24 protein-coding genes and 1 riboswitch are annotated in these 26,610 nt (G+C 71.3%); of the genes, 16 read left to right on the forward strand and 8 right to left on the reverse strand.

Annotation, left to right across the window (positions count from 1 at the left end; translation table 11 throughout):
* Positions 1 to 147: 147 nt before the first annotated feature.
* The 3 genes from ABT123_RS25705 to ABT123_RS25715 all read left to right on the forward strand — a co-directional run bounded on the left by ABT123_RS25705 (position 148) and on the right by ABT123_RS25715 (position 2,629).
* Positions 148 to 840: an SMI1/KNR4 family protein gene (locus tag ABT123_RS25705; RefSeq protein ID WP_351318765.1), complete on the forward strand. Its 693-nt coding sequence runs from the start codon at positions 148 to 150 to the stop codon at positions 838 to 840.
* 58 nt (positions 841 to 898) lie between these two features.
* Positions 899 to 1,324 (forward strand): VOC family protein, encoded by a 426-nt coding sequence (locus ABT123_RS25710; protein WP_351318767.1) that lies wholly within the window; start codon positions 899 to 901, stop codon positions 1,322 to 1,324.
* Between the two features lie 117 nt (positions 1,325 to 1,441).
* Entirely contained in the window at positions 1,442 to 2,629 is a 1,188-nt protein-coding gene (locus ABT123_RS25715; protein ID WP_351318769.1) for a cytochrome P450 family protein, read from the forward strand.
* Here ABT123_RS25715 and ABT123_RS25720 read toward each other — a convergent pair.
* On the reverse strand, positions 2,616 to 3,233 hold the full coding sequence (locus ABT123_RS25720) for a TOPRIM nucleotidyl transferase/hydrolase domain-containing protein (RefSeq protein WP_351318771.1): 618 nt from the start codon (positions 3,231 to 3,233) through the stop codon (positions 2,616 to 2,618). The two genes, ABT123_RS25715 and ABT123_RS25720, sit on opposite strands and share 14 nt — an antisense overlap.
* Before the next feature lie 42 nt (positions 3,234 to 3,275).
* Complete coding sequence (locus ABT123_RS25725) at positions 3,276 to 4,592, reverse strand: NAD(P)/FAD-dependent oxidoreductase (RefSeq protein WP_351318773.1); 1,317 nt, start codon at positions 4,590 to 4,592, stop codon at positions 3,276 to 3,278.
* A 183-nt stretch (positions 4,593 to 4,775) separates the two neighbouring features.
* Between ABT123_RS25725 and ABT123_RS25730 the strand changes: the two genes are divergently transcribed.
* The 7 genes from ABT123_RS25730 to ABT123_RS25760 all read left to right on the forward strand — a co-directional run bounded on the left by ABT123_RS25730 (position 4,776) and on the right by ABT123_RS25760 (position 12,601).
* Positions 4,776 to 6,479 carry an amidohydrolase gene (locus ABT123_RS25730; protein ID WP_351318775.1) on the forward strand — a complete coding sequence of 568 codons (1,704 nt, stop codon included), beginning with the start codon at positions 4,776 to 4,778 and terminating at the stop codon, positions 6,477 to 6,479.
* Between the two features lie 31 nt (positions 6,480 to 6,510).
* Positions 6,511 to 7,239, forward strand: coding sequence for a helix-turn-helix transcriptional regulator (locus tag ABT123_RS25735; protein WP_351318777.1), 729 nt, complete (start codon positions 6,511 to 6,513; stop codon positions 7,237 to 7,239).
* A 122-nt stretch (positions 7,240 to 7,361) separates the two neighbouring features.
* Positions 7,362 to 8,144, forward strand: coding sequence for a fibronectin type III domain-containing protein (locus ABT123_RS25740; protein ID WP_351318779.1), 783 nt, complete (start codon positions 7,362 to 7,364; stop codon positions 8,142 to 8,144).
* A 56-nt stretch (positions 8,145 to 8,200) separates the two neighbouring features.
* A complete protein-coding gene (locus ABT123_RS25745) occupies positions 8,201 to 9,439 on the forward strand; it encodes a hypothetical protein (RefSeq protein ID WP_351318781.1) in 1,239 nt (412 codons plus the stop codon).
* Between the two features lie 388 nt (positions 9,440 to 9,827).
* Positions 9,828 to 10,235 (forward strand): aggregation-promoting factor C-terminal-like domain-containing protein, encoded by a 408-nt coding sequence (locus ABT123_RS25750; protein WP_502971045.1) that lies wholly within the window; start codon positions 9,828 to 9,830, stop codon positions 10,233 to 10,235.
* A 305-nt stretch (positions 10,236 to 10,540) separates the two neighbouring features.
* The gene (locus ABT123_RS25755; protein WP_351318785.1) at positions 10,541 to 11,164 is read left to right on the forward strand and encodes a DUF4142 domain-containing protein; all 624 of its coding nucleotides are present in this window, start codon (positions 10,541 to 10,543) and stop codon (positions 11,162 to 11,164) included.
* Positions 11,165 to 11,173: 9 nt separating this feature from the next.
* The gene (locus ABT123_RS25760) at positions 11,174 to 12,601 is read left to right on the forward strand and encodes a DUF1996 domain-containing protein (protein ID WP_351318787.1); all 1,428 of its coding nucleotides are present in this window, start codon (positions 11,174 to 11,176) and stop codon (positions 12,599 to 12,601) included.
* 81 nt (positions 12,602 to 12,682) lie between these two features.
* Here the strand turns inward: ABT123_RS25760 and ABT123_RS25765 are convergent, their stop codons facing one another.
* On the reverse strand, positions 12,683 to 13,858 hold the full coding sequence (locus ABT123_RS25765) for a PucR family transcriptional regulator (RefSeq protein ID WP_351318789.1): 1,176 nt from the start codon (positions 13,856 to 13,858) through the stop codon (positions 12,683 to 12,685).
* Positions 13,859 to 14,285: 427 nt separating this feature from the next.
* Between ABT123_RS25765 and ABT123_RS25770 the strand changes: the two genes are divergently transcribed.
* The 4 genes from ABT123_RS25770 (at position 14,286) to ABT123_RS25785 (ending at position 18,255) form a co-directional block, all read left to right on the forward strand.
* On the forward strand, positions 14,286 to 15,230 hold the full coding sequence (locus tag ABT123_RS25770; protein ID WP_351318791.1) for a hypothetical protein: 945 nt from the start codon (positions 14,286 to 14,288) through the stop codon (positions 15,228 to 15,230).
* On the forward strand, positions 15,227 to 16,675 hold the full coding sequence (locus ABT123_RS25775) for an NADH-ubiquinone oxidoreductase-F iron-sulfur binding region domain-containing protein (protein WP_351318793.1): 1,449 nt from the start codon (positions 15,227 to 15,229) through the stop codon (positions 16,673 to 16,675). Before ABT123_RS25770 ends, ABT123_RS25775 begins: the two co-directional genes overlap by 4 nt.
* 145 nt (positions 16,676 to 16,820) lie before the next feature.
* Positions 16,821 to 17,804: an SCO0930 family lipoprotein gene (locus ABT123_RS25780; RefSeq protein ID WP_351318795.1), complete on the forward strand. Its 984-nt coding sequence runs from the start codon at positions 16,821 to 16,823 to the stop codon at positions 17,802 to 17,804.
* Positions 17,797 to 18,255, forward strand: coding sequence for a hypothetical protein (locus ABT123_RS25785; RefSeq protein ID WP_351318797.1), 459 nt, complete (start codon positions 17,797 to 17,799; stop codon positions 18,253 to 18,255). Before ABT123_RS25780 ends, ABT123_RS25785 begins: the two co-directional genes overlap by 8 nt.
* A gap of 25 nt (positions 18,256 to 18,280) precedes the next feature.
* Here ABT123_RS25785 and ABT123_RS25790 read toward each other — a convergent pair whose 3' ends face one another.
* A complete protein-coding gene (locus ABT123_RS25790) occupies positions 18,281 to 19,735 on the reverse strand; it encodes an MFS transporter (protein ID WP_351318799.1) in 1,455 nt (484 codons plus the stop codon).
* Between the two features lie 225 nt (positions 19,736 to 19,960).
* Between ABT123_RS25790 and ABT123_RS25795 the strand changes: the two genes are divergently transcribed.
* Together ABT123_RS25795 and ABT123_RS25800 are read left to right on the forward strand one after the other, a co-directional pair.
* Entirely contained in the window at positions 19,961 to 20,452 is a 492-nt protein-coding gene (locus tag ABT123_RS25795) for a hypothetical protein (RefSeq protein WP_351318801.1), read from the forward strand.
* Between the two features lie 115 nt (positions 20,453 to 20,567).
* Entirely contained in the window at positions 20,568 to 22,991 is a 2,424-nt protein-coding gene (locus ABT123_RS25800; protein WP_351318803.1) for a tetratricopeptide repeat protein, read from the forward strand.
* 32 nt (positions 22,992 to 23,023) lie between these two features.
* Here ABT123_RS25800 and ABT123_RS25805 read toward each other — a convergent pair whose 3' ends face one another.
* From ABT123_RS25805 to ABT123_RS25820, 4 genes are all read right to left on the reverse strand, one after another.
* Entirely contained in the window at positions 23,024 to 23,950 is a 927-nt protein-coding gene (locus tag ABT123_RS25805) for an endonuclease/exonuclease/phosphatase family protein (protein ID WP_351318805.1), read from the reverse strand.
* Between the two features lie 90 nt (positions 23,951 to 24,040).
* Positions 24,041 to 24,460, reverse strand: a complete 420-nt coding sequence (locus ABT123_RS25810) for a hypothetical protein (protein ID WP_351318807.1) — start codon at positions 24,458 to 24,460, stop codon at positions 24,041 to 24,043.
* Positions 24,457 to 24,900: an Ohr family peroxiredoxin gene (locus tag ABT123_RS25815; RefSeq protein ID WP_351318809.1), complete on the reverse strand. Its 444-nt coding sequence runs from the start codon at positions 24,898 to 24,900 to the stop codon at positions 24,457 to 24,459. The genes ABT123_RS25810 and ABT123_RS25815 overlap by 4 nt, the downstream gene beginning before the upstream one ends.
* 80 nt (positions 24,901 to 24,980) lie before the next feature.
* A riboswitch (guanidine-III (ykkC-III) riboswitch) is annotated at positions 24,981 to 25,044 on the reverse strand.
* A gap of 50 nt (positions 25,045 to 25,094) precedes the next feature.
* On the reverse strand, positions 25,095 to 26,573 hold the full coding sequence (locus ABT123_RS25820) for an aminotransferase class I/II-fold pyridoxal phosphate-dependent enzyme (RefSeq protein ID WP_351318811.1): 1,479 nt from the start codon (positions 26,571 to 26,573) through the stop codon (positions 25,095 to 25,097).
* Positions 26,574 to 26,610 lie beyond the last annotated feature (37 nt).

Consider the following 26,610-nt stretch of genomic DNA (forward strand, 5'->3'; position numbering starts at 1 on the left):
AGCGTTGCACGCTCCCGGCAGACGCGCCCCGGCCGATGCCCCATCCAGCGGGTGCCGGGTAGCCGGGCAGGCGGCCCTGCCGGCCGGCGCGGCTGCGGCTGCGGCTGCGGCTTCGGCGGACCGGCGCCGCTCCGGTAGCGTGGTCGGATGATCTCCGGTGACGCCCTCGTCAAGCGGCTGCGGGCGCTGGCCGCCCGAGTCCCCTTCGATATCGCCGTACAACCCGGTGCGACGGACGCCGATTTCGACCGGTGGCCCGTTCCGGTGCCGGCCGAGGCTCGCGAACTGCTGGGCCGACTGGGTGGCTTCGCGGTGCCGCCGGTGGAGTTCGCGTTGACCGGCCACCCCCGCCAGGCCGGCGACCATGGCCTCCCGCACCCCCACTGGCTGGTGACCGACGATGGCGGCGGCGGTGTGACCTGGGTCGACATCGAGGCCGACGGCCGGTGGGGCCAGGTGCTGATGCAGTACCGCGAGGGTGGGCTCTTCGTCGAGGCCGATTCGCTGCCGCACTGGCTCGATCGGCTGATCGGGACGGCGGAGGACCTGGTCGACGAGACGGGCTTCGAGGACGGCGTCCAACCGTACGCCGACGATTTCTGGGACTGCCTGCAGTTGGACGGCCCCGAGCTGCCGCTGTATCCCGCGGCCGAGCTCCGGGGCTGCGCCGGTACGGACCCACTGGTCGGCGGGCTCCTCGCGCGGGTGCCGGACGGCGCGGTGATCGCCGACCTTCGCGGCGCCCTGCCGGGCAGCCGGGCCCGCTTCGACCGGGTGCTCAGGGGGTACCGCCTGGAGCGGGCCGTCGGCGGCCCGGTGTTCGCCGCCGTTCCCCGGTAGTCGACACGGTGGCACGCGCCTGTCTCCGTTGGGCCGCGACTCAGGGCACAGTAGAGGCATGAATGCGGACGAGAGGAACATTCTGGCCCGGGGGCGCGTGGCGACCAGGCTTCCAGCCCAGGACCTGGACCGGGCGCGGCGCTTCTACGCCGAGCAGCTCGGTCTGGAGCCCGTCGATGAACGGCCCGGCGGGCTGCTGTACCGGTGCGGAGGCACGGATTTTGCCCTGTTCAAGTCGACAGGATCCTCGCCCGGCACCTTCACCCAGATGGGGTGGGAGGTCGACGACATCGAGCAGGCCGTGTCGGAACTCAAGCAGCGCGGCGTGGTGTTCGAAGAGGTCGACGTGCCCGGGTTCCGGACGAAGGGCGGGCTCGCCGATATCGCCGGGAACTACCCGAGCAAGGGCGCGCGAGGGGAGCGGGCCGCCTGGTTCCGTGACAGCGAGGGAAACCTGCTGGGCATCGGCGAGCCGGTCATGTGATGTGCGACGGGTTGTGCCGGGACTTTCCCGGTCCGGCCCGGTCCGGCCCGGTCCGCACGTCCGCCCATGCGGAGCCCGGCCCGCGGGATGATTCAGCGCACCTCCTAGGGTGGACTCATGGATCTTCAGGGCGAATTGCTCGAGCACCCGTATTCCGTCTACGAGCGGCTGCGGGATTCCGCGCCCGTGTGCCGCATCAGCGGCACCGACGGCGCACCGGCATGGCTCGTCACGCGGTACGACGACGTACGCGAGGCTCTGGCCGACCCCAGGCTGTCCCTGGACAAGACCAACGCCGCCGAAGGCAATTACCGGGGCTTCTCCTTGCCGCCCGCCCTCGACGCGAACCTCCTCAACATGGACCCCCCGGACCACACCCGCATCCGCAGCCTGGTGGGCCGTGCCTTCACCCCGCGCCGCATCGAGCAGCTGCGCACACCCATCCGCGCAACGGCGGACCGCCTCCTCGACGCCCTCGGGCCGGCCGGGAGTGCGGACCTGGTGGCCGCCTACGCCGCCCCGCTGCCGATCATCGTCATCTGCGACCTGCTGGGCATCCCCGAAGACCGCCGCCTCGACTTCCGCACCTGGACCGACGCGCTCATCGTCCCCGACCCGAGCCGGCCCGAGGCCGCCAAAGCAGCGGTGAGGGCGATGCTGGGCTTCTTCACCGAACTCATGGCGCACAAGCGGAGCCAGCCCGCCGACGACCTGCTGTCCGACCTGATCGCGGTCCGGGACGGCGACGGGGACCGCCTCAGCGAGGACGAGCTGATGTCCCTCGCCTTCCTCATCCTCTTCGCCGGGTACGAGAACACCGTCCAGCTCATCGGCAACGCGATCCACACCCTCCTCCAGCACCCGGACCACCTGGCGCTGCTCCGCAAGGACCCCTCCCGGCTGCCGGCAGCCGTCACCGAACTCATGCGATACGAAGGCCCCGCCCTCCTCGCCATCCGCCGATTCGCGACCGAGGACATCACCATCGCCGGGGTCACCGTCCCGGCAGGGGAGACGGTCCTGCTCTCCCTGTCCGCGGCCAACCGCGACCCGGCACGCTTCTCCCGCCCCGACGCCCTCGACTTCGACCGCGACACCTCCGGCCACCTCGCGCTCGGCCATGGCATCCACTACTGCCTCGGCGCCCCCCTGGCCCGCGCCGAGACCGAGATCGCCCTGGCTGCCCTCCTGGAGCGCTACCCGACCCTCGAACCCGTCGGGCCTGCGCCCCAGTGGCGCCAGTCACTCCGGGCACGCGGCCTGAAGGAGCTCCCGGTCCGCTACGCCGCCCTCACAGGCTCTTGAGGAGGTCGTCGAGTGGGGCCGGCACCTGTTCGGGGTCGAGGGCTTCGACGAGGAGGCGGCCGTAGCGGATCTTGCGGCCTTTCTTCGTGCCGAGAAAGCGCCGCAACTGCTGCTGCCGGGGCCGACCGTGGTGTGCGGGCTGGCGCAGGAAGGTCTGCCAGGCACGGAGGTCGCCCTCGACTCGGACGACCTCCTCGACCCGTGCCGTGCCCAGCGCGCGGATGAGCTCGTCCTCCAGGTCCGAGGCGCACACGAAGATGTCCCCCTGCTGCGCCCGTGCCCGCTCCAAGCCGCGCTCGTAGAAGCGCTGCTCACCCTCGTCACACAGTCCAGCCAGGCGCAGGCCGAGGCCGGGCGGACCGAGGAGGCCGGCGTAACGGCCGACGTTCATCGCCCCGCCCATCGGTACGACGCACACCCCCTCGGCGGCCAGGTCCCGGCCGCGTCGGGCAGCCAGTGCCTCAACGGCCGCGAGGTCACTCAGCCCTTCCAGCAGCACGGCCGTCCGTACCCCCAGTCGCACAGCCAGCTCACTCGCCGGCCCGCCGGGACCGCCGCTCGCCCAGCCATTGACCTCGTCCCGGAACGCCCGCATCTCCACCATGGAGCGAGTTTGCACCTCCGGCGTTGGCACGGCACGGCAATATCAGTGCGCCGGGCCTCCGGTGGCGGTCGCACTCGGACTCGCACTCGGACTCGGATTCGACCCGCGATGCCTGATGTTGACGGCCGAAGCCTTGGCCAGCGCCACGGGGTTCAAGAACTGCAGCGGACCGATCAGGCGGGATGCGAACAGGTGCATGTGCCGCGCCATCGATGCATCGCGTGCTGCCGCCGAGAACATCAGCCGTTCCATGGGGTTGAACGGACGGGCCGTGGCGAAGTCGGCGGCCAGGTACTGGTATCCGCGCAGCCGGCGCCCGTGTGTGCGGGCGTACGCCGCGAGTGACCTGTCGAGGTCGCCGTCGCTCTGGCCGGTGGCGCTCGTTACGGCCGGGCCGACCGCTTCTGCCAGCCACTGCGCGGACTGCAGCGCCCACCCGCATCCCACTCCCCACAGGGGATCGCCGGTCAGGGCGGCGTCGCCGATGAGTGCGAGGCCCGGTGCGGTCGGCTTGCGGCTGTGCAGCGGGTAGTTGACCGAGCCGATGATCTTCGTGATGCGCTCGGCGGTGTCGATGGGCGGTGCCTCGGGCAGGGCGCGGACGAACGCGAGGAAGCTGCCCTCCAGGTCTTCCCGGAAGGCCGGCAGCCGCTTCTTGTCCGGGAGCACCGCGAGGACGGTCACGCCGTCGTCGTTGGGAAACGCGTACGCCAGGTCGGGCTCGAGGAACCAGGCGTGAGCGATCCCGTCGGGCAGCGGAAGGTTGCGGAACTGCGCGAGATAGCCGAACCGTGCGTTCTCGTGCTGCCGGGTGGGCACCCCGGCGAACTTCGCCAGGGCCGAGTCCTTGCCGTCGGCGCCGACCACCAGGCGGGCCCGGATCTCGCGCTCGCCCTGTGGTGCCGACGCACGCACCCCCACGGTTCGCCCGGCCTCCCGGACCAGCCCGGTCACCTGGTGGCCGAGGAGCAGATCGACGCCAGGGGTTTCCGCCGCATGGGACCTGATCAACGGGTCGAGGATGCTGCGGCGCACGTTGTATCCGTACGGCAGCTCGGGGCCCGCCGGCGCGGCCTTCGGTTCGATCCATCCCCAGCGGGTGTACCAGCGGGCGTGGTTGCGGACGGCTCCCGCCTTCTCGAGAGCGGGGACGAGCCCGAGTTCGTCCAGCACCGGGTAGGCGTTGGCGGTGAGGGAGTGGGTGCAGAGCACTTTGTACGCTTCGGGGTCCGAGCGGCGCTCCAGCAGCGCGACGCGGGCACCGCGCCGAGCCAGCAGGATCGCCGCGGCACTCCCGGCCAGGCTGGCTCCGCTGATGACGACGTCGTAGTCGTGTGCCGCGCTCTCAGGCTTGGTCATGCGCCGATCGCCCCCTTCGTGGTGGTGCCGTTGTCAGGCACATGACCAAGTGTAAGAGCCGCTGGGGGAGGCGAGCGGGTATCGGTGGGATGACCGATGTGCGGGCAGTGGGGGCCTGGCCATAGTCCTCGGGAGACGTTCGCGGGTGGCCGTGGTGCACCCGGTTTTGGAAAGGACCCTTCTGTGGACACGTATGCGGATCTGGTGTTTGTCGGTGGCCGAGTGGTCACGGTCGATGCGGAGTTCTCCGTCGCCTCGGCCCTGGCCGTGACCGGTGGGATCATCAGTGCCGTCGGTGGGCGGGACGATGTCGCGCCGCTCGTCGGACCCGGCACCCGCGTGGTCGACCTGCGGGGCGCGACGCTGCTCCCCGGTATCAACGATTCCCATCTGCATGGATGCGCCTTCGGCATGGCGACCCCGCCACTCTCCCTCGACCTCGGCCATCCCGCCGTGTCCTCCCTCGCCGACGTGGCCGAAGCGGTACGGCAGGCTGTCGGGCGGGTGCCGGGCGGGCAGTGGATCACGGGGCACGGCTGGGACACCGGTTACCTCGACGAGTGCGTCTCCGATCCGTCGCGGCTGCCCTCGCTGCACGACCTCGATGCCGTGAGCCCGGACCATCCCGTCGTCCTGTACTCCTTCTCCGGGCACGCCACCTGGGTCAACTCCAAGGCACTGGAACTCATCGGGATCGACCGGTACACCGTCGCGCCGCCCGGCGGGGCCATCGTCGTGGACGACGCGGGGGAGCCGACCGGGCTGCTCCACGAGGGGGCCCAGGCCCTCGTCCAGAACGCGCTGCCGCCGCTCAGCCGGCAGGAGCGGACCGACGCGATCAGGTCGACCCTCGCCACGCTCGCCCGGCTCGGGGTGACCAGCTACACCGAGCCCGGGCTCGGCCCCGGCGGCGACGGCATCATGCGGGGCGCGCTCGGCGCCGAGACCCTCGACGTCTACCGCCGGCTGCTGGCCGACGGCGAACTGACCGCCCGCCTCGGCGTCCTGCTCCTGCCCACCGGAATGGCCAGCACCGCCGAGGAGTTCGCCCGCACCCTCTCCGCCCTCGGCGAGTCACGGGATGCCGATCCGCGCCGCCTCGCGATCCACGGGGTCAAGGTCTTCGCCGACGGCATCGTCCCCAACAAGACGTCCTGGATGCACGAGCCGTACGTCGGCGGCGGCTGCGGTTCCCTGTGCGTCGGCGGCGAGACCGACGCCGAGCGGACCGCCGAGATCGACGCCATCATCCGGCACGCCCACGCCGCCGGTCACCAGCTGGGCGTCCACGTCACCGGCGACCGGGCCATCGACACCGTCGCGGACGCCTTCGCCGCGGCCATGGCCGAGCACCCGCGGCCCGACGCCCGCCACTACGTCATCCACGGCGACTTCCTCACCGCACACAGCATGAAGGTGCTGGCCGCGCACGGCTTCGGCGTCAATATGAACCCCACCATCAAGTGGACCGTCGCCGACATGGAGGAGCAGTTCGTCGGCGCCGAACGGGCCGCGTACGCATGGCCCTACCGCGATGCCATCGACGCCGGCGTGCGGGTCGCGAGCGGCTCCGACGCTCCCGTCACCTACCCGGACTGGCGCCAGGGCATCGCCACCATGATGCTGCGCGAATCGAAGGCCGCCGGCCAGGTCAGCGGCCCCGAGCAGCGCATCGGCCTGGCCGAGGCGATCCGTACGTACACGATCGACGCGGCCTGGCAGGACTTCGCCGACGACTGGAAGGGCTCCCTGGAGCCGGGCAAGGTCGCCGACCTCTGTGTGCTCGACGGAGACCTGCTCACCGCCGACCCCCACAACATCCCCGAACTGCCCGTTGTCCTCACCGTCATGGACGGGAAGGTCGTGCACGACACCCTTCGCGATTGACGTATACCGGGCACATGATCATCATTGGGGAATGACAGCGGAACGGACCACGGCGGACATCCTGGACGCGGCCGTCCACGTCCGCGCAGCCGCCAGAAGCGCCACGATCGGCGCGACCGGCGTCGAGACGGTCCTGGCGGCGCTGACCGAGGTGGTGGAGTACGACCACGCCTCCCTGGTCCGGTGGGATCCGCTGCGCCGGCGCCACACCACCCTGGCCGGGAGCTACCCGGACGAGGCCACGGCCTATATCGAGACGCGCCTCCACCACGACCCGGTGTTCCCCGTGCTCCACAGCCCGGCCCGCGGCGGTCTCTGGCTCAGGGACGTCCCCCGGCAGCTCCTGGCGGCATCCCCGGGCTTCCAGGAGGTGTTGTCTCCCCTCGGCATCGAGGACGGCGTGGCCCAGTGCCTGTTCGCCGCCGACGGCCGGTATGTCGGCATGCTGAACGTCAGCACCCGCCGGCCACGGCGCACGCCCGATCCGGCGCGCGCCGTGGTCACCCTGCTCACCGAGGCCCTCGCCGCGGCCGTCGACCCCCGCGCGGACCCGCGGCCCGGCGGACTCTCGCCACGGGAGCTCCAGGTGCTGGCCGAACTGACCGCAGGCCGCACCAATCGGGAGATCGCCGAGCGGCTGTACATCACACCGCGCACCGTGGGGACCCATATCGAGCACATACTCGCCAAGCTCGACCTCCCCAACCGCGCGGCTGCCGCAGCCCGAGCCGCCGCCTGGGGAATCGAACCAACCCGCTGACGCGACTGCGTCGGTGTCGTCTGCGGTGGACGTGGCAACGGGGCGGCGGGACGATGAAGACGCATTGCAGTCCGCTCAGATCCTTCCCGCGAGCCTGAACGAGGCGATTGCGAGGTGTGGCGATGAGGCTGCGACGTGCCGCCACCGCGACGGCGGTTGTGCCGATCACCCTGCTGTGCGTGTGGACGGCCCCACCGGCCGCCGCGGCCAGCACGCACACCATCTCCATGTCCGGAACACTGACCGTGTCGGACGCACCCAGCTTCGGTTCGAGCAGGACCACGAGAAACTTCCCCATCACCAGGCTGGTCAGGCTGAGCCACGACAGGCCGCAGGACACGCTGACGGCCTCTGCGTGTGCGGGCGGCGAGACCACGGGCGAACTGAGCGTCCACGTCGAGCTCAGGCCCGACGAAACGGTCGTGGCCACTCCCACGCTCCGGCTCTTCGAGGGGTCGAGCTGTCTCTCCAGGGACCTCGACGGCCAGGATGAGGGCATCCAGCACGGATTCCGCCCCGGCACGAGTCTGACCAACTGGAGGCTGGCCGCCGAAAACGGTGAGGTCGGCTCCGACGACTACACCCGGGTGAATTTCAGCCTGAAGCACGAGGCCGGCGCCGGAATCGGCATCGGCAGGCCTGCCGAGCCGTCGAACGTGATCGCCACCCGCGTCGCCGGGGACCCGACTCGTGTGCAGCTGGAGTGGACGGACGCCGCGACCGACGAGACGGGGTACCAGATCTTCAACAGCTCCCTCCAGCAGACCAAGGGCGTGGCTGCGAACGCCACGTCGTTCGTCTGGACCGGCCTGCCGTTGGGCAAGCAGTGCTTCCAGGTGCGGGCGGTCAACAACGTCGGCCCCTCGGACTTCACCCCGGTGAGTGCGAAGTCCGAGTGCGTCTGATGGCCGGCCCAAAATCCGTTGCCGCCGCCGGGAGCCTCCGCGCATGATCAGGAGCGATGACACACGCATTCGAAGACGTCCGGCGCCATGTCCGCGCCGGTGACATCCCTTCCGCCGTCCGTGCCCTGCGCCCTGTCGCCGAGACCGTCCCCGTGGGCGAGCTCGCGGCGGAGGTGCGTGACCTCGCCGAGGCCGTCGGCTTCGGCGACCTCGCCAAGGCGGCGAAGAAGGCCGCCCGCAAGCCCGGTGAGCCCCGCCGGCTCCATGAATTCGGCTACCTCTGCGTCGAGCGGGGCCTCGGTTTCGCCGCCGTACCGGCCCTGCGCGAGGCGCTGCGGCTGGCCCCCGGCGCCCGCCCGCTGCTGTCCGAGCTGGTGGCGGCGCTGGAGTCCGATGACCGGCATGCCGAGGCCACGCGGGAGCTGCTGCGCCACGAGTCCCTGCTGGAGCCGTGGCCGGGCCAGTACCTGCTCGCCTACAACGCGCTGCTGGCCGGGGACCTCGCCACGGCCCGGGACCGCGCCGCCCGGCTGCCGGACCCCGTGGACGGGACCTGGACCTGGGCGCACGGGCGGCTCGGCCGGATGCTCGCCCGGGCCGAGGCCGTCGCGGCGGTCGCTCCGCTCGATGCCACGGACCTTCGCGGCTGGCAGTTCGCGCTGACGGGGACGGTGCTGGGGTCGCTGTCGCCGCACGGCTTCGAGGTCATGACCGGGCGCTACGCCTACCTCTCCGACAGTTACGAGCTGTGCCGGCTGGGCCTGGACCGGCTGGGCACCGCCCTGGAGGCCGCCGGGCGCCGGCCGGCCGCGGTGAGTGCCCTGCCCGGGCGCTCGGACCGCATCCTGGCCCGGGCGGCGGCCGAGCTGCTGGGCCTGGAGCCGGTGCCGTACGAGCCCGGGCGGCCGGACACGCTGGTGGTGGCGTACGACCTTAATGCGCACGACCGGGACCTCCTGCCGGCCCTGCGCGAGCGGGCGCCCGGCCAGGTGCTGTACGAGCACGCCACGTCGTGGACGGAGGGAGCGGCACTGCCGGCCGACTTCAGCACGCTCCAGCGGCAGCTGGGGCCCGAGCCGTGGGGCGAGCAGCTGGGCATGGACGGACCGGGACCGGCGGACGACCGGCCGGAGGAGGAGATCGCCCGCGACATCGTCGCCGCCGCACCGGAACCGGAGGCCGCCGGGGACGAGGAAGCCTTCCGGGCCTTCGCGGCGGCGGTGGCCCCACTGTGGCTGGCCCACCCCCGCGATCCGCTCTCCTCCACGGGCCCGGTTCACAGCTCCCGCTTCTGACGCCCCGGGCGACCCGACACCTTCGATTCAGGGGTCGAAGTGGCCCAGGACACACCCCAAAAACAGGTACAAGACCTCACAGAAAGCGACAAAAACACCCCTTCCCGGTGAGGCGGCCCACAGGACCCAGGTCACATACGACCCGGCCTAGTAGCCTCTGGGCGCGCCTCCGTAGCCACCGCAGCGCGGGTCGTTCCGCCCGCTCTGCGAATCCCGCTAGTAGATGGGGGCGTTGCCAGGCCGGTCGGGGCCTGGCTAACTGGTGTTGTCGCCGAGGCGGCCGGGGCTCCCGCCCCCCGCCAGGACGAACCCCTCTCCACCGCGTGAGTGGCTCACGCATGTCTTCGGCATGCCGCGACCGTCCTTGTCCCCTTCGGAAGGCTCATCCGTGTCCATCTCTGTCATCCGCCGCATCGCCACCTCCAAGAAGACCTTTGCTGGCACCGTCGTCGGTCTCGCCGCCGCCGGTTCCATGCTGGCCGCCACGGTTCCGGCCCAGGCCGCGCCGACGAGCGCCAAGGCGATCGCGCAGCAGATGATCAAGGACCCGGCTCAGTTCGCCGCCTTCGACAAGATCATCTCCCACGAGAGCGGCTGGAACCACACCGCCACCAACGCCTCCTCCGGCGCCTACGGCCTGGTCCAGGCCCTGCCGGCCTCGAAGATGGCCTCGGCGGGCTCGGACTGGAAGACCAACCCGGCCACCCAGATCAAGTGGGGCCTGAACTACATGAACGAGCGCTACGGCTCCCCCGTCGAGGCCTGGAACTTCTGGCAGGCCAACCACTGGTACTAAGCCACCAGCGGACAGCAACAGAACGCACGAAAAATCGCTCGGCCGGACTCCCCGGCCGGGCGATTTTTCGTGCGTCCGGCGCGGTATGCGGATGGGGCGGCGCCGGAATGTAGCAGCCTTTCGCGGGCTCGCCCGGATATTTGTCCGATGGTGATCGCCCTCCCGCGTACGCACCACAACGGCACTAGCGTCCCTTGGCATCCCGGGAACGGGGGTGCACCCCTCCCGGCCCACGGAGCAAGGAGGGCACTGTGCTGACACTGCGTCGAGGGTCCGGCGTCGGCCTTTCGGCCGGCGCAAGATACGTGACCGCGAGCGCCATCGTCATCGGCGCTCTGGCCTTCACCCTGCTGGCACTGCTGATCCCGGTGGAGGCGTTCGGCGGCAGGAGCTCCGCGTCCGCCGCCCCCGCGGCCGATGACGACGGTCTCGGCACCATGAGTACGCCGTTCGGGCCACTGACCGCCCAGGACCGGGACTTCGTCCGCAAGGTACGGCTGGCCGGGCTGTGGGAACTGCCGGCCGGACGTCAGGCCCAGCAGCGCGGAAGCCGCGACACGGTGCGTACCGCCGGAGATCACCTCGTCGAAGGACACACCGAGCTCGACCGGCGCGCCATCCAGGTCGGCCAGGCCCTGGGGCTGGATCTCCCCAATCAGCCGAACGAACAACAGCAGGGCTGGCTGGCCGAACTGACCCAGGCTCAAGGAGACGACTACGAAAGGCTGTTCATCCAGCTCCTGCGCCGGGCGCACGGCAAGGTGTTCGCCCTTGTGGCCCAGGTCCGGGCCCAGACCCGCAACACCATGGTGCGCAATCTGGCCACCGACGCCAACGCCACTGTCCTGGACCACATCACGGTCCTCGAGGACAGCGGGCTGGTCGATTTCGAGGCACTGACCGACACCTCCCCCAAGTCAAAGAAGTGAAGTGATGGCATGAGTCGACAGGGTCACAAACGCCGTCGATTGTCCCGCAGCTCCCTCGCCCTCCTGGCCGCCGTGATCGTGGGCGCCGGCGGGATCGCGATCGTCGCGGAGTCGGCATCCGCCGGCATCTCCGGGCGAGCTGCAGATGTCTCAGAAGTCTCAGATGTTTCAGAGGTTGCCGATGGCAGTACGGACATCGTGACGGCCACCATCGACTGCCCCGACGTGGGTGACCGGCTGCGTGACGTCCCCGCCCAGGCCAAACCGCAGGTCGACGCGAAACTGGCGGAACTCGACGTCCAAGTGGCCGACGCCTACCGGAAACTGGCGGACGGCGCAGCCGCGGAAGGCCCGCTCCTCGGCGAGCTCGAGAAGCAGCGGGGGGAGGCCATCGCCGAACTGTCCGGCGCGATCGGACAGGCGGCGACTGGAGCCCAGGCGCCCACGGGCCTGGAAGCCCTGCGCGCCTGCGAGATGAAGAAGGCCTCGGCCGATGCGGCGGTGGACCAGCCGAATGCCGCCGCCCGCCAGGGCAGCGGCTCGCCCCGCCAGGGCAGCGGCCCGGCGCGCGGCGACTTCACCCCCATCACCTCCGTACGGCCGAACGTACGCAAGCCCGCCCCCGCGGCCGGCGCTTCCAAAGGCTCCTTCACCGCCCGGTGCGGCCGAAACGAGAACGGCCACTTCAACCCGGACAACGTGATCGTTGCGCCCGGGATCAGCAACGGCGCCCACCACATGCACGATTACGTGGGCAACCTCTCCACCGACGCCTTCTCCACCAACGACAGCCTGGCCGCGGCCGGCACCACCTGCACCAACGGGGACCGGTCCACCTACTACTGGCCGGTGCTGCGGCTGCGCGACGGCCGGGCGGAACGGGACGCCAACGCCCCCGGCGGCGGCCAGGACGGCAACGTCGGCACGATCCTCCGGCCGAAACAGGTGACCATCGAGTTCAAGGGCAGTCCGGTCGGCCGGGTACAGGCCATGCCGCGATTCCTGCGGATCATCACGGGCGACGCCAAGGCCTTCACCAACGGCACGGCCAACGCCAACGCCTCCTGGAGCTGCACCGGGTTCGAGAACCGGCAGCTGAAGGACAAGTACCCGCTCTGCCCGCGGGGCAGTGACGTGGTGCGCACCTTCAACTTCCAGAGCTGCTGGGACGGCCGGAACACCGACAGCGCCAACCACCGCACCCACGTGGCCTTCGCGGACCGCAACGGCCGCTGCGCGAACGGGTTCACCGCCCTGCCGCAACTTGTCCAGCGCATCGTCTACAGCGTTCCTCCGGGCGCCCGGTTCGCCGTGGACAGCTTCCCCGAGCAGCTGCACAAACCGGTGACCGACCATGGTGACTTCATCAACGTGATGTCGGACGGCCTGATGGCCAAGGCAGTGCGCTGCATCAACAGCGGGCGCGCCTGCCGCTAGACCTGCCCCGGTCTTCCCCTCCTGTCGGCGCGGGGGGAAGACCGGGGCCGTCGGCCGTGGCCGGTGGTCGATGGTCGGTGGTCACAGTCCGTTGACGCGCGCCATCCGTCCGATGCCCAGCGGGCGGAATTCCGGGGAGAGCGGGGGCCGCCCCCTGCGTCCGGTACGCGAGGACTGGCGCCGCACCTGAGCCATCAACCGGCGGCTGCGCAGGGCCATTTCCAGCTCGAAGCGGGTGCCGGGGTCCCGCAGGTCGGACCCGAACAGCTTCTCCAGCTGCCGCATCCGGTACCGCACGGTCTGCGGATGCACGCTCAACGCCTTCGCAGCCTCCGGAGCGCCGCCGCCCTCGAGCCAGGCGAGGAGCGTGACCTCCAGCCGTTCGCTCTGCCGTGGTGTCAGGTCGGCCAGCGGACGGAGTCGGCGGGCTGCCAGTGCGTGCGACAGCGGTTCGTCCTGGAGCAGCAGCAGGGTCGAGAGGTGGTCGTCGACGAACACCGCCCGGGTGTCCGGGCCAGTACGGGGCGGTGTCAGCGCGAGCAGGCGCACGGCCCAGCGCAGCGAGGAGGCGGTGTCGCGGAGCGCGACGGGGTGGCCCACGGCGGCGAGCCGGCCGCGCAGGACGAGTTCGAGCGGAGTGCGGGTGTCGCCGTCGCGGCTCGGCACCAGCAGGCACGGCTGGCCCCCGGCCATGCCGGCGAGGCCGTCGTCCAGCATGCCGGCCAGCTGCTGGGTCTCCCCGGGGCTGGTCAGGGCGATGGCACGAATTGCTTCCGGCAGCGGCCAGGAGGCCTGCCGGGCCAGTTCGGCCACGGTGCCGTCGTCCGGGCTCCAGTCGCTGGTGAGCGCATTGAAGAGCTCTTGGCGCGCCCGTTCGGGAGGCGCCTCGTGATGCCCGCGCACGTCGCCCTCGCGGTGACCGTCGTGGCCGGCGGGGTCCTCGTCCCGGCCGTCGGCCCGCTCGTGGCCGCCGTGATCGCCGTGATCGCCGTGGTCGCCGCGGCCGTCCTGATCGAGGCCGTCGTGGCGGCCGTGCCCCGGGGCTGGGGCCCGGTAGCCCAGGGCACCGAGCAGGGCCTCCTCCACCGCCTGTCTGAGCAGTTCGTCGTCGACGTCCTCGACGAGCAAGGACAGTCCGGGGGTTCCATGCAGAAGCTCCTCCACTATCTCAGCGGCCAGCGAAGGGAGTTCCCTCCGCAGCACGCGGGTCCACTCGCCGCGGGGGCGGGACCAGATGCGGTTCAGAAGTTCGCACATCGTTACCTCTTCGTGCCTGGGTAAGGCCTGCCGGATGGCAGGGTGGCAGACCTGCCCGCGCGTGTCTCCCGCTGCCGATTGCCTTGCCCGGCAAGGGAGTAGGCGGCGCATGAGGCGTTCGGCGCCCCACCCGCACCACTGGAGGGGAATCCTCCGCCGTTACACGATGTGATGGCGATGCGGGCACCAGAACTTGTCACATTTCGATAAATCCCGTGGGGGCGCTGAGACTCTCCACGATGCTTCTGGCAATCCGGCCCCGCGCCGCCGAGGAGACCCCTCGCCGCCCACCGGGCCCCTGTCACCGCCAGTGCCGCGACCGGCCCTGCCGCGTGTGTGTCAGAGCGCCGCCGAGCAGTTCCGACCACGAACCCCGGGTGCCGAGCAAGAGGTGGAGCCTCGGTACCCGGGTGCACGGGAGAACTCGATGCCCCTGTCCCAGATGCACGCCCCCCGCTCTCATCGGGCCCGCCGCAGGAGACGCCACGCCGGAGCCGTACCGGCCGCAGCCGGACGGCGGGCCGTCCACCGTACGACCCTGCTGCCCACCATCGGGCCACGGCGTCCCCGAGCCCTGTACGCGGGCGCCGCGGCGCTCGCCCTCGTCCTCGCCCTGGTCGTGGCGGGCCGGGCGGGCGCCCTCACCCGGATGTGGGACTTCCTCGACTTCGGGGCGGGCGTACTCTCGCTGGTCTCCCTGACCGCCACCGTGCTGTGGGGGCTCGTGGCCACCGACCGCCTGGTTCTCGGGACGGGCCACCGGCTTCTGGCCCAGGGAGTGCACCGCGGCCTCGCCGCGGCGGGACTGGGATTCCTCGCCCTGCACGTCTGGGTCAAAGTGGCCGAGAACCATACGGGCGCCGCGTCCGTGGTCGTACCCTTCGCCGACCGCGACCGACCCCTGCTCATCGGGCTGGGCACCCTGGCCGGCTACCTCTTCGTGTTGGTGGCGGTCTCCGGAGCGGCCCGCAGCGCCTTCGCCACCACCCGGACCCGCTCCCAATGGTGGCGGGCCCTGCACATGGGGGCCTACCCGGCGTGGTGTGCGTCACTGGTCCACGGGCTCAAGTCCGGGCGCCCGGCGGATGGTTGGGTGACGGCCTGCTATGCGCTCGGCCTGCTGGCCGTGGCCGTCCTGCTCGCGCTGCGCCTGCGGTCGCGGCTGCGCGCCGGCGCCGCCCGCCCGGCGGCAGCCCCGCCTCCCGCGCCCCGCCGGCCCCCGGCAGCCCCGGGAGCGGGCATCCCGACAGTCGTCGAGCATCCGAAGGCGCCGCCGCCCCTGCCCAGCCAACCGCCGTACATCTCCGCGTACATACCGAGTCCGGCCCCCGCACCCGAGGACAGCACCTACGCCCCCGGGCGGTGGCCGTGACCGCCGGGCCGCGGCCCGCGCTCGGCTCCGTGGGGCCGCCACGCCTGCTCGCGGGACTCGACACGGCGGCACGGCTGGACCGCGTCGCCCATCTGACGCGGCACGGCTCACTGCCCCGGTACCGCCCGGACGAACTCGTCGCACTCGCCGAGAACATCGACCTCAGGGGGCGCGGGGGAGCCGGTTTCCCGTTCGCCCGCAAGCTCCGGGCGGTCGCCCGCACGGCCGTCGCCCGGGACGGCCGGACCGCGGTGGTGGTCAACGGCAGCGAAGGCGAGCCGAGCTGCCTCAAGGACACCGCGCTGCTGCTGCACGTCCCGCACCTGGTCCTCGACGGCGCCCTGCTGGCGGCTGCCGCCCTGTCCGCCGAGGACGTGGTGGTCGGCGTCACCCGTACGGACGTGGAGCAGTCGGTGCGCGCCGCGGTCGCCGAACGCGGCCCGGACGGCAGCCGGGTGCGCGTGATCCGGTTGCCCGAACGCTTTGTCACTGGAGAGGGCACCGCCCTGGTGGGCGGCCTCAACGGCGGCACGGCGCTCCCGTCCGGACAGAAGGTGCGTACCAGCGACCGCGGGCTGGCCGGCCTGCCCACCCTGCTGTCCAACACCGAGACCTTCGCCCAACTCGCCGTGGCCGCCCGGCTCGGCGCACTGGACTACCGCTCGGCCGGCCTGCCCACCGAGCCCGGCACCGTCCTGCTGACGGTCGCCGGAACCACCGTCGTCGAGACCCCGACCGGGTCCCTGCTGCCGTACATCCTGGACGTGTGCGGCACCGACCCCGGGCAGGGGGTGCTGGTCGGTGGCTACCACGGCCGGTGGCTCGCACCGGAGGCAGCCCGCACCGTGCTGGTCTCCCGGCAGTCCCTGGCCTCGTTCGAGGCGGTGCTGGGCGCGGGGGCGGTCCTGCCGCTGCCGGAGGACACCTGCCCGGCGGGCGAGGTGGTCCGGGTGGCCCGGTGGATGGCGGAGGAGTCGGCCGGCCAGTGCGGGCCCTGCATACGAGGGCTGCCGTCGCTGGCCGCCGTACTGGAGGAGGCGGTCGCCGGCGGGGGCCGGACCGCCCTCGACGCCGTGACGGCCCGCACCCGGGCGGTCATGGGTCGCGGTGCCTGCAGCCACCCCGACGGCACGGCGAAGTTCGTCGCGTCCGCGCTCGCCGTGTTCCCCGAGGAGTTCACGGCCCACGCCCTGGGCCGCGGCTGCGGTCGGCGGGTGCTCGGTGTGCTGCCGCTGCCGGAGGACGAGAGCCCGGAGCGGCTCGTCGTGGACTGGACGCTGTGCAAGGGGCACGGGCTGTGCAGGGAGATCCTTCCCGATGTCGTACGGCTGGGCGCGGACGGCTACCCGGCGGAGGCATCCATGCCGGTGTCGAAACGGCACCGGCCCAAGGCGCTGCGCGCGGTGCGGCGCTGCCCCGCGCTGGCCCTGCGCATGCAGGAGTGAACGGCGGCGCACGGCCGGTAGCCGCCCCGAGTTCATTCTTGACGCGATCCGACAAATTCCCGTGGAGGCGACCGCATATCGCCCGCGATCCCGTATCAATTTTCTCGGACAAGCGAACGACCCGAACGAACCCGAAGGAGCGAACGTGAAGAAGAAGATGCGCGGAATATCGGCAGGATCGGCAGTCGCGGTGATGCTGCTCGCCGCGGGATGCGGCAGCGGCGACGTAAATTCCTCCCCCGTGGGAAATGCCGTCAGGCCGGCCGGAAGCGAAAAGAGCATCGCACCGGGTTACGGCGCGGACGACGCCTACAGCGGCGGCGGCAGCGGTTCCGCTCCCGTGCAGGAGGCCGCGCCGGCCAAGGGCGGCCCGGCCGGCCGACTGGCGGTCCGGGACGTCCCGGCCCTCGGCACCGTGGCCACGGACAGCAAGGGCTTCACGCTCTACCGCTTCGACAACGACACGGCCGAGCCCCCCACCTCGGCCTGTGACGGGGACTGCGCCCGCGCCTGGCCGCCCGTCCCCGCCGCGGGCGCCTCGGCCGCCGGGGGCATCGACGCCGACCTCCTGGGCGAGGTGGGCCGCCCCGACGGCAGCCGCCAACTGACCATCGCGGGGTGGCCCGTGTACCGCTACGCCAAGGACGTGAAAGCAGGGGACACCCTCGGCGAGGGCGTTGGCAACACCTGGCATGCGTTCGCCCCCGACGGAAAGAAGGCCGCAGACCAACAGAACGAGGAGAAGGAGGAGAAGGAGGAGAAGGACGCTCCGGAACTCCGGGTCACGCGCAACGCAGAGCTCGGAAACATCATCACGGACGGTACGGGCATGACCCTCTATCGATTCGACAAGGACAGTGCCTGGCCGATGAAAATCGGTTGCGTCGGCGCCTGCCTGAACACGTGGAAACCGGCCGAACCGGTCGACCGCACAAAGGTGTCGGGAATCGCCGGGAAACTCGTCGGTACGGTGCGGCGGCCCGACGGCTCGGAGCAGCTGACCGTCGATTGCTGGCCGGTCTACCGGTTCACCGGCGACAAGCAGCCCGGCGACACGAAGGGACATGCACTGCAAGGCCTCTGGTTCGCGGTCACCGACACCGGGAAGAAGGCCAAGGCCGGTGGATAGGAAGCTGCCCGCCCGAGCCCGGCGGACAGGGGCGGCGGCCGGCGCCCTCGCCGCGGCCCTGCTGTACGGATCCTGCTCGACCGGGACCGCGGGCCCCGCCGGCCCGGTGTCCGCCCGCCCCGGCCCGCTGCAGGAGATCGCCGACGCCATAGGCTGCACGGCTGCGGTCAGTGTGGACGCGGACGAGGTGCGCCAGGGGGAGTGCCGTACCGGGCAGGGCACCTCGTACCGGATGCTCACCTTCGCACGGCCCGACGGCCGGCAGGCATGGCTGACGGAAGCCCGCGCGTACGGCGGCACCTATCTGGTGGGGGAGCGCTGGGTGGTCACCGCCCACCCGGAGTCCGCACTCCCGGGCCTGCGCGATCGCCTCGGCGGCACCATCGAATCCGGCACCGCCCACGCCCCGCCCCCTCCCACCCCCGGCGCGCCGCCCCATGGCCACTCCTGAGCGGTCACCCAGGTCCCGGACGCTGTCAGCAGCGTCGGGTCTGGTACGGCACGGGAGCGGGTACCGGTCCGGTCGGTGTCGGGCACCGGCTCAAGGCGACGAGAAAGGTCAGGCCGATCCCGCCCGCCACGACGAAGAGCGTGGTGCTGATCCCCTCGGCGGTGGCGATTCGGAGTTGTTCACCGGAGAGACCACCGAGGCCGGCATTCGCCACCAGTACGAGGACGGCGAGGCCGACCGCTGCGCCCACCCCTGAGGCGGTGGAGGCAATGCCGGAGGCGATGCCTTGTTGCCGGTCGGAGACTCCGGTGGCGGCGGCGATGAACATGGTGGTGAAGACCACCCCGTCGCCGATGCTGAGCGCCACGAGGCCGGGGACGAGCCCAATGTATGTGCCGTTCGGCGAGATCGCGAGGCCGAGTGCGACCGCACCGACCGCGCCGACGGCGAGGGCTGCGGACAACGTGCGCCTGAGACCGAACCGCGTCACGAGCGGGCCTGCGGTGGTCGAACCGGCCACCACCAGCGCCGTGGGGATGACGAAGCCGGCGCCGGTCTGCAAAGCGTCGTAGCCCAGGACCTCCTGGAAGTAGAGGGACAGGAAGTAGAGCACGGAGCCGAAGGTCGCCATGAACATGAAGGCGATGACAGCGCCGGTGATCAGGTTGGGGTTGGAGAGCAGCCGGGGCGGCATCAGCGGGTCGTCGCTGCGCCGCTCGATGATGACGAAAGCTCCGATCAGCAGCAGGCCTGCCGCTGCGCTGACCAGGATGCCCGGCGAAAGCCAGCCCAGTCCGGGGCCTTGCACGAGGGAGAACACGATGAGTGTGACGCCGAGAGAGATGCTGAGCGCACCGGGTAGGTCGAACGTACGGCCCTTCTCGCGCTCCCCGTCCCAGGGGATCACTACGAAGGCCAGCAGCAGCGCAGGGACGGCCAGGACGACGTTGACGAGGAAGACCGCTTCCCAGCCGAACGCCTGCGTCAGAACCCCGCCGAGCAGCACACCGATGACGAGCCCTGCCGCGCCTGCCCCTCCCCAGATCCCCAATGCGCGGTTGCGGGCGCGGCCTTCGGTGAAGGTGGTGTTGACAAGTGCCAGGGTGGTGGGGAAGACGAGGGCTCCGCCGAGACCTTGGAATGCGCGGGCCGCGAGGAGCACGCCGGGGCTGGTCGCGAGTCCTCCCGCGAGCGATGCCCAGGCATAGAGCGCGAGGCCGGTGGCCAGGATGCGGCGCCGCCCGAGCAGGTCGGCGGCGCGCCCGCCGAACAGAAGGAAGCCGGCCGAGGCTACGGCATAGACGCTGATGACCGCCTGGAGCGTCTGCGCGGAATAGCCGAGGTCGCGTGCGATGTCAGGGAGTGCCACGACCACGATGTACTGGTCGAGCGAAACGATCAGCATGGCGAACGACAGGAGCACCAGCACCGCTGTCCCACGGTTCCAACCGAGGCTGCCGGATGCCGGCGGTGTCTCCATGGGCGGCACGGCAGCACTCCTGAGGCGGGCAGGCGGGTTTGGCAGGCAGGCCGCGCCGAGAAGGACGGTTGCCAAAACCCTATACGGCTCGCCCTCACCCATCCCGTCAACGACCCACACAAGCGGATCCAGGCGTATTTCTGTGGTGCCCGTGGAAGGAAAGGTGCAGGGGAAGTCGAACAAATTTCAGCACAGCTCTTGATCTTTCACCGGGCCGGGGGACTTATGGAGCCGATCACGACACTCGCCATGGCCGGTGCGACCGCCTTGGTCGCATCCATGGCAACCACGGCCTGGGAGAGCACACGCGAGGCAGCTGTGCGGTTGTTCCATCGCGGTGGCGCCGTCGAGCAGGATGTGATCGAGGGTCAGTTGGTGTCCACCGCGGCCCGCATCGAGAGGGCCGATGACGTGAATGCGGCGCGAGAGCGCATCATTCCGTTGTGGCAGGGCGAGTTGGAGGACCTACTGCGTCGACACCCCGAGGCGGCGGAGGAGCTCCGGGCCCTGGTCGCCCGAACTCGAGCCGCGCTTCCCGGCCCGGAGCGATCATCGGTCCAGAACGTCACCGCCTCCGATCACGCGAGCGCCTACGGTGCACTGCACGGCAGCGTGATCGTTCACCATCACCACCCCACGCCTTCCGCTGAAGCTCCGGCTCGCCGCCCGGACGCTCCAAGCGTCGGCGAGGCGAAGCCAGAGGGCGATGAAGGCTGATGTCGGAGTGGGGGATGGAGTCGCCCACAGGCGGCGAGGTCAACGCGGAAATCGTGGGGCGGGTGCAGGCACCGGTAGCACCAGAACACGGCCGCAACGGACAGGGCGTGTCCCGGTGACCGCGGCGGGCGGCGGCAGTCCGCACCTGCCGAGCGCGGTCCAACAGGTGGTGCATGCACAGGGCGGGCACGCCTACGGCGCAGTCGGTGCGGACATACACGTCTTCGGCGACGGCACCCCCGTGTACCTGTTGTTCGAGCACCGCCGAGTAACCGGATCGGACGCGCAGTGGCTGCGAGCCCAGCCCAGCCGGATGCTCGACGCGCGCGCCGAGGTGGTCGACTTCACCGGACGCCACGCCGAACTCGACGCGCTGACCACCTGGCGGGACTCCGGTGCACGGCTGGCGGTGCGATGGCTGCATGGCGAGGGCGGCCAGGGCAAGACCCGCCTGGCGGCCCGGCTCGCCGCCATGTCGCAGTCCGCCGGGTGGAGGGTCGTGGACGCCGTGCACAGTACCGAAACCCACCCTCCCGCGGAAGGCAGCCAGGACCTCCGCCTGGGCGGGCATGAGGGAGTGCTGCTGCTGGTCGACTACGCAGACCGATGGCCCTTGTCGGATTTGAGCTGGCTGTTCCAGAACCGGCTGCTGCACCAACCGGTGCGGGCGCGCATCCTGCTTATCGGCCGGTCGGCCATCGGCTGGCCGGCCCTGCGCGGCAGGCTCAACCGGCTCCGCGTGCCCATCGACACCTCCGACCAGCAGGTGCCGCCGCTTCCTGATGACGGCCACAGCCGCAACCGGATGTTCACCGCCGCGCGAGACTGCTTCGCCCGCCACTACCCTCGGATATCCGACCCTGGAGCGATCGCACCCCCGGAACAACTGGGCCACCCGGAGTTCGCGCTGACACTGGCGGTGCACATGGCCGCACTGGTCACCGTGGACGCTGCAGCATACGGGCGTCGCCCGCCCGCCGACATGGTCGGCCTCACCCTCTACCTGTTGGACCGAGAGCACGAGCACTGGCGGCAGCTCTACGAGAACACCGGCGGCGGCCTCGATTTCCGCACACCCGACACGGTGATGGCGCGAGCGGTGTTCACGGCGAGCCTCACCGGGGCCACCGACCGGGAGACCGCCCGCTCCATCCTCGAAAGGCTCCTGCCCGGGCTTCCTGCCGAGCAGATCCTCGCCGACCACACCCTCTGCTACCCGCCCACCGACCCCGGCCGGACCCACGCACTGGCGCCTCTGTTACCCGACCGACTGGCCGAGGACTTCCTCGCGCTCATGCTGCCGGGAAGTCGGATCACCGGGTATCCGTCGGACGAATGGGCGAGCGTGAGCACTCCCGTCCTGCTCCATCGCAGCCACGACGGGACCGTGCCGAGGTGGGTCCGCCGGGCGGTCTCGTTCCTCGCCGCCGCCGCGGCCCGCTGGCCCCATGTCGGCCGGGGACACCTGTACCCGGTGGTGCTGTCCGATCCGCGACTCGTCCTGGAGGCGGGGTCGGCCGCACTGACCACACTGGCACAGATCGGTTCGACAAGCCCACCCGTCCCGGGGATGTCCCAGGACGCCCTCGACGGTGACCTCCTGCACGTACTCGAGGCCGTCTGGGAGGTCATGCCAGACGGGCGCCATGTCGACCTCGACATCGGGATCCTGGCGGTGGCCGAGCGCTTGGCCGCTCATCACCTGACCGGCACCACCGATTCCGCCCGACGCGCGCGGCTGTACACGAGGCTGAGCAATCGCCGCGGTGCCGCAGGCCACTATGGCGAAGCGTTGGCCGCCGGCGAGGAGGCCGCCCGCTTGTACCGGGGGCTGGCCGAGGCCGACGCCGCCTACCTGCCCAACCTGGCGGGCTCGCTGCACAACCTGGGCCTCTTCCTGTTCGACCAGGGCCGACGGGAAGAAGGCCTGGCAGCGGCCAGGGAGTCAGTGTCGGCCAACCGACGGCTGGCCGAGGCCAACCCGGGGTACGTGCCCGGCCTGGCGAACTCTCTGCTCAACCTCGGCACCTGGCTGTGGGCCACCGGCCGACGAGAGGAGACCCTGGACGCCACCGCGGAAGCTGTTGAACTGTTCGTCGAATTGCTGGCCCGGAGCAACGGTCTCGAGTACCTCTCCTCGGCGGCGCAGGCCATGGGCAACCTGGGCACCTGCCTCCTCGGCATGGGCCGACAGGAGGAGGCGCTGCCCCCGACCAAGGCGTCCGCCGGCATGTACCGGTTGCTGGCCGAGGACGACCCGCACGCACATCTCCCAGGCCTGGCGCGGCAACTGGGCAACCTCAGCAACCACCTGGCCCGCCTGGGCCGGCCTGAAGACGCCCTGGAACCCGCCGAGGAGGCAGTGGCGATCAACCGCCGACTGGCCAAGAGCAACCCCGTCGCCTTCCAGTACCAGCTCGCCGTCTCGTTGCAGGCTCTCGGCGACCGGTTGTCTGCCGTAGGACGACAGGAGGAGTCCGCCACGGTCGGCGAACAGGCTGCCGCGGCCCATGCGGAGGCTGCCAGACTCAGAACTTGACCATTCGCGTCGGCCTGGCCGTGGTGGCCCCGTCAGGTGGTGGCCGAGACGCGCAGCAGGTTGTGGTCCGAGACCGCCGTGTCGAGGGGGAAGGCGTCGGCGCTCACCGCTCGAAAGTGCGGGGCGCTGAGGAAGACGTAGTCGAGCTTCTTCGCGCCGAAGGTCGCCTCGCCCGACCGGCATGCCGACACGGCGGGTGGGCAGACGGCGGGGTCGAAGAACTCCGGGTCGCTCTCGTCGGCCTCGATGAAGGACCCGTCGGCGCCGTCCCCCCGCTCCGGTCGGTAGAAGCGCGACAGCGTGGCGGTGCGTGGGGAGTGATTGAAGTCCCCGCCCAGGACGACCGTGAATCCGTCGTCCAGCCACTGGCGGGCCTGCGCCGCCAGCCGGTCCGCTTCCGGCACCGCGAGGGTGCCGTCGTCCCAGTAGAGGTGTACCGAGCAGGACCAGGTGGGCCGGTCCGCCAGGGAAGTCAGGGCGCAGGGCACCGTGATGGGCTCGCGTTCGCCCCCTACCGTCAGGTCGAGTGCGGCCGTCGCCGAGACCGGACCGCGTACGAGAACGGCGTTCCCGTACGCGTGGCCCTCGCAGATGGCCGGGTTCCCGGCCGGAAGGGTGGCGGAGTGGAACCCGGCGTAGCCGAGCGGGCCCAGCCGGTCGAGGAGGGCGCGGTACTGGTGTTCGCACACCTCCTGGAGGAACAGCTGGTCGGCACCCCAGCCTCCGGGATCGGCCTCGGCGGCCACGGCCGCGATGCGGCGCGCCGGGTCGTACGGAGGGCGGGAGCACATGTTGCCGCAGATGTTGTAGCTGGTCAGCTGGACCGTTCCGGCAGCGGTGGGAGCTTCGGTGGCAGGGGCTGCGGCGGCGGGTGGCCCGGGCAGGACGAGGGCGGAGAACGCGGTGGCGAGGACGGCGAGGGCGGGCAGGACGGCCAGGGTGGCAGGGGTTCGGCGCACACCCGTGATGCTTCCCGCGGGCGCCTCTGCCACCCGTGATCCGCCCGGTGCCGGGTGCCCGCCCTGCGCGGTGCGGCTCAACCAGCCGGGCTACATCCGCAGGTACGCGCTCGTTTCGGCGTCCACGTACACCAGGTGCGGACCGACTCGTACGACCTGGCATCCGGCGGCGGTCCAGGAGCCGGTCTGGCCGGAGGCGTCCGGCATCGGCATCCAGATCTCCAGGAAGGTGGAGCCGTCGGGGTTCGCACCCGATTCGACCAGGTTCTCGCCGTCCCGGCGCAGGCAGCCCACGTCCTCGCCGGGCTCACCGACCACGTGGTGGAAGCGGACCTCATGGCCGTCGAAGGAGGTGGTGCCCGCGAAGCCCCGGCTGTCCGCATAGTGATGGCCCGCCTGCAGCCAGATGGCCTCTTGCTCCTCCAGCAGCGGGCCACCATTGCGGCTGATCCCGCGCCGCAGCCATGCGCCGCGGGCCGGAGGGGCTATCCCCGTGCGCGGTTTCGTCACTGCGCCGTGGTTCCGTCGATAGCCACCAGCGTCAGGGGGATGTTGCCCCGGACCGCCTGGGAGTAGGGGCATGTGGCGTCTGCCCGGTGTAGCAGCGGCTCCAGTTCGGCGGCAGTCCGGCCGGGGACGGCAACCGTGAGTGTCACGGCCAGGCCGTAGCCCGCCGGCGTGTCCGTGGTGCCGAGTTGGACCTGGCAGGTGACCTGGGCGGCGGCCGTGTCGACCCCGAACTCGTCGGCCACCTCGGCGAGGGCGGAGGTGAAGCATGCGGCGTAGCCCGCGGCGAACAGTTGCTCGGGGTTGGTGGCCGTCGGCGTCTTCTTGCGCGGCGGGGCCAGTTCGAGATTCAGGCGGCCGTCGTCCGTGGCCACCGTGCCCGTCCGGCCTCCGCTGGCGTGTGCGGCGGTGGTGTAGAGGGTCCGGGTCAGTTGCACGGTCATGTGTACGGGTCCATCCGCTCGGCGACACGGCCTGCCGGGATGGTGCAGACCGCTACGAAACCTCTCGATCGAGAGGTTCGTGCGCGTCGTCGTGCGTAACCGGGTACGGCGCATCTCGTCCGGGGCCGGGACAGCCCGGCCGCGGCCACTGTAGCACCGGCCCCGCCCCTGCCCCCCGGGCCGGATGCGGGGCTTCAGGCAACGACGCGCAGCCGGGTGACTCCCGGGTCGAGCGCACCGCGGACATGGCCGTTCGGTGCGGTCGCGGTGTGCTGGAGAAAGCGGACCGTCTCGGCGGTGATGACCTCGCCCGGCAGGATGTTGGGGATACCGGGCGGGTACGCGGCCAGCGTGTCCGCGGAGATCCGCCCGACCGCCGCTGCCGCGGGCAGCACCCGGGCAGGGCTCAGAAACGCCTCGCGTGCGGTCAGCCGCGCGGGCCCGGGTTGCGGCAGGGACAGCCGTACCGGACCTCCGGAACCGCCGTCGGCCGGCGACGGCAGGGTGTGTAGCGCCTCGATGAACCGGTCGCAGTCCGGTGCCGCACCGGCTCCGACCACCGCGACCACCGCCGAATCGGTGGCGACCTCGACCATGACCTGATGGTCCCGGTGCAGCCGCCGCCGGGCCTCGTGCCCGGCGATCCCCCCGGCGCGGGTGTCGATGGCGATCCGCAGGGGGTCGGCCGCCACGATGTCGGGGAAGCGGTCGAAGGTGTCGCTGACGACGGCGAAGCGGCCGAGCGCGCGGATCCTCCCCCGCATCTTGTCGGCGGTCTCGACGGAACCCCCGACGGCATCCCGCCCGGCCACCAGGGCCATCCGTGCGAGGTCGAGCGAGGCCATCAGCAGCGCGCTCGCGCTGGTGGACTGGACGAGCCGGAACGCCCGATCCACCAGCGGCTCCAGCCTGTCGGCGAACGGGCCGTGGCCCAGGTGCAGCATGGCGGACTGGGTGAGGCTGCCGGCGAGTTTGTGCGTACTGGAGGTCACGAGGTCCGCGCCCTGGGACAGGGCGCCGGCGGGCAGCGTGGGGTGGAAGCCGAAGTGCGAACCCCAGGCTTCGTCCACGATCAGGGGCACCCCGGCGGCATGGGCCACATCGGCGAGCGCGCGGATGTCGGCCACCGCACCGAAGTAGCTCGGGGAGACGACGTACGCAGCCGCGGCACCGGGATGCCGGGCGAGGGCCTCCGCGAGGTCGGCGGCCGTCACGCCGTGTGCGATGCCCTGCTCCGCGTCGAGCGAGGGCTGGACGAATGCCGCCTTGAGGCCGGAGAGGACAAGTCCGTCGATCACGCTGGAGTGCACACTGCGCTGAACGACGAGGGTGTCGCCGAGCGCCGGGGCCACGAGAGAGGCGATCTGGTTGCCCTGGGAGGCGCCGTTGGTGAGGAACCAGGTGCGCCGGGCGCCCCAGGCCTCGGCCGCCAGGGCCAGGGCATGGTCCATCGGCGTGTCCTTGCCGAGGTCTATCCCGTCGAGGAGCGGAGGGAAGTCCATCCGTACCGCATCGGGGCCGAACGTCTCGACGAGCGGGGAGGAGCCCGCGCCGTCACCCGCGTGCCCCGGGACGTTGAGGCGGAGCCAGCCCCGGCCGGCGTGCCTGCGGAGCGCTTCTGCGTACGGGGCGCGCAACTGCGTGGCGCCCCGGGGAGAGGTGTTGCTGTTCACGCCAGTCAGAGTGGCAGCGGGGGAGCCATCGAGGAAT

Source organism: Streptomyces sp. NPDC002054 (assembly GCF_040296685.1).
In the GTDB taxonomy this organism is placed as follows: domain Bacteria; phylum Actinomycetota; class Actinomycetes; order Streptomycetales; family Streptomycetaceae; genus Streptomyces.

Bases quoted from the DNA above. Each gene is read 5' to 3' on its own strand.
- ABT123_RS25725 (WP_351318773.1), bottom strand. From the start codon at position 4,592: ATGACCAAGCCTGAGAGCGCGGCACACGACTACGACGTCGTCATCAGC.
- ABT123_RS25760 (WP_351318787.1), top strand. From the start codon at position 11,174: ATGAGTCGACAGGGTCACAAACGCCGTCGATTGTCCCGCAGCTCCCTC.
- ABT123_RS25735 (WP_351318777.1), top strand. From the start codon at position 6,511: ATGACAGCGGAACGGACCACGGCGGACATCCTGGACGCGGCCGTCCAC.
- ABT123_RS25795 (WP_351318801.1), top strand. From the start codon at position 19,961: ATGGAGCCGATCACGACACTCGCCATGGCCGGTGCGACCGCCTTGGTC.
- ABT123_RS25715 (WP_351318769.1), top strand. From the start codon at position 1,442: ATGGATCTTCAGGGCGAATTGCTCGAGCACCCGTATTCCGTCTACGAG.
- ABT123_RS25710 (WP_351318767.1), top strand. From the start codon at position 899: ATGAATGCGGACGAGAGGAACATTCTGGCCCGGGGGCGCGTGGCGACC.
- ABT123_RS25740 (WP_351318779.1), top strand. From the start codon at position 7,362: ATGAGGCTGCGACGTGCCGCCACCGCGACGGCGGTTGTGCCGATCACC.
- ABT123_RS25705 (WP_351318765.1), top strand. From the start codon at position 148: ATGATCTCCGGTGACGCCCTCGTCAAGCGGCTGCGGGCGCTGGCCGCC.
- ABT123_RS25720 (WP_351318771.1), bottom strand. From the start codon at position 3,233: ATGGTGGAGATGCGGGCGTTCCGGGACGAGGTCAATGGCTGGGCGAGC.
- ABT123_RS25770 (WP_351318791.1), top strand. From the start codon at position 14,286: ATGCCCCTGTCCCAGATGCACGCCCCCCGCTCTCATCGGGCCCGCCGC.
- ABT123_RS25745 (WP_351318781.1), top strand. From the start codon at position 8,201: ATGACACACGCATTCGAAGACGTCCGGCGCCATGTCCGCGCCGGTGAC.
- ABT123_RS25815 (WP_351318809.1), bottom strand. From the start codon at position 24,900: ATGACCGTGCAACTGACCCGGACCCTCTACACCACCGCCGCACACGCC.
- ABT123_RS25790 (WP_351318799.1), bottom strand. From the start codon at position 19,735: ATGGAGACACCGCCGGCATCCGGCAGCCTCGGTTGGAACCGTGGGACA.
- ABT123_RS25765 (WP_351318789.1), bottom strand. From the start codon at position 13,858: ATGTGCGAACTTCTGAACCGCATCTGGTCCCGCCCCCGCGGCGAGTGG.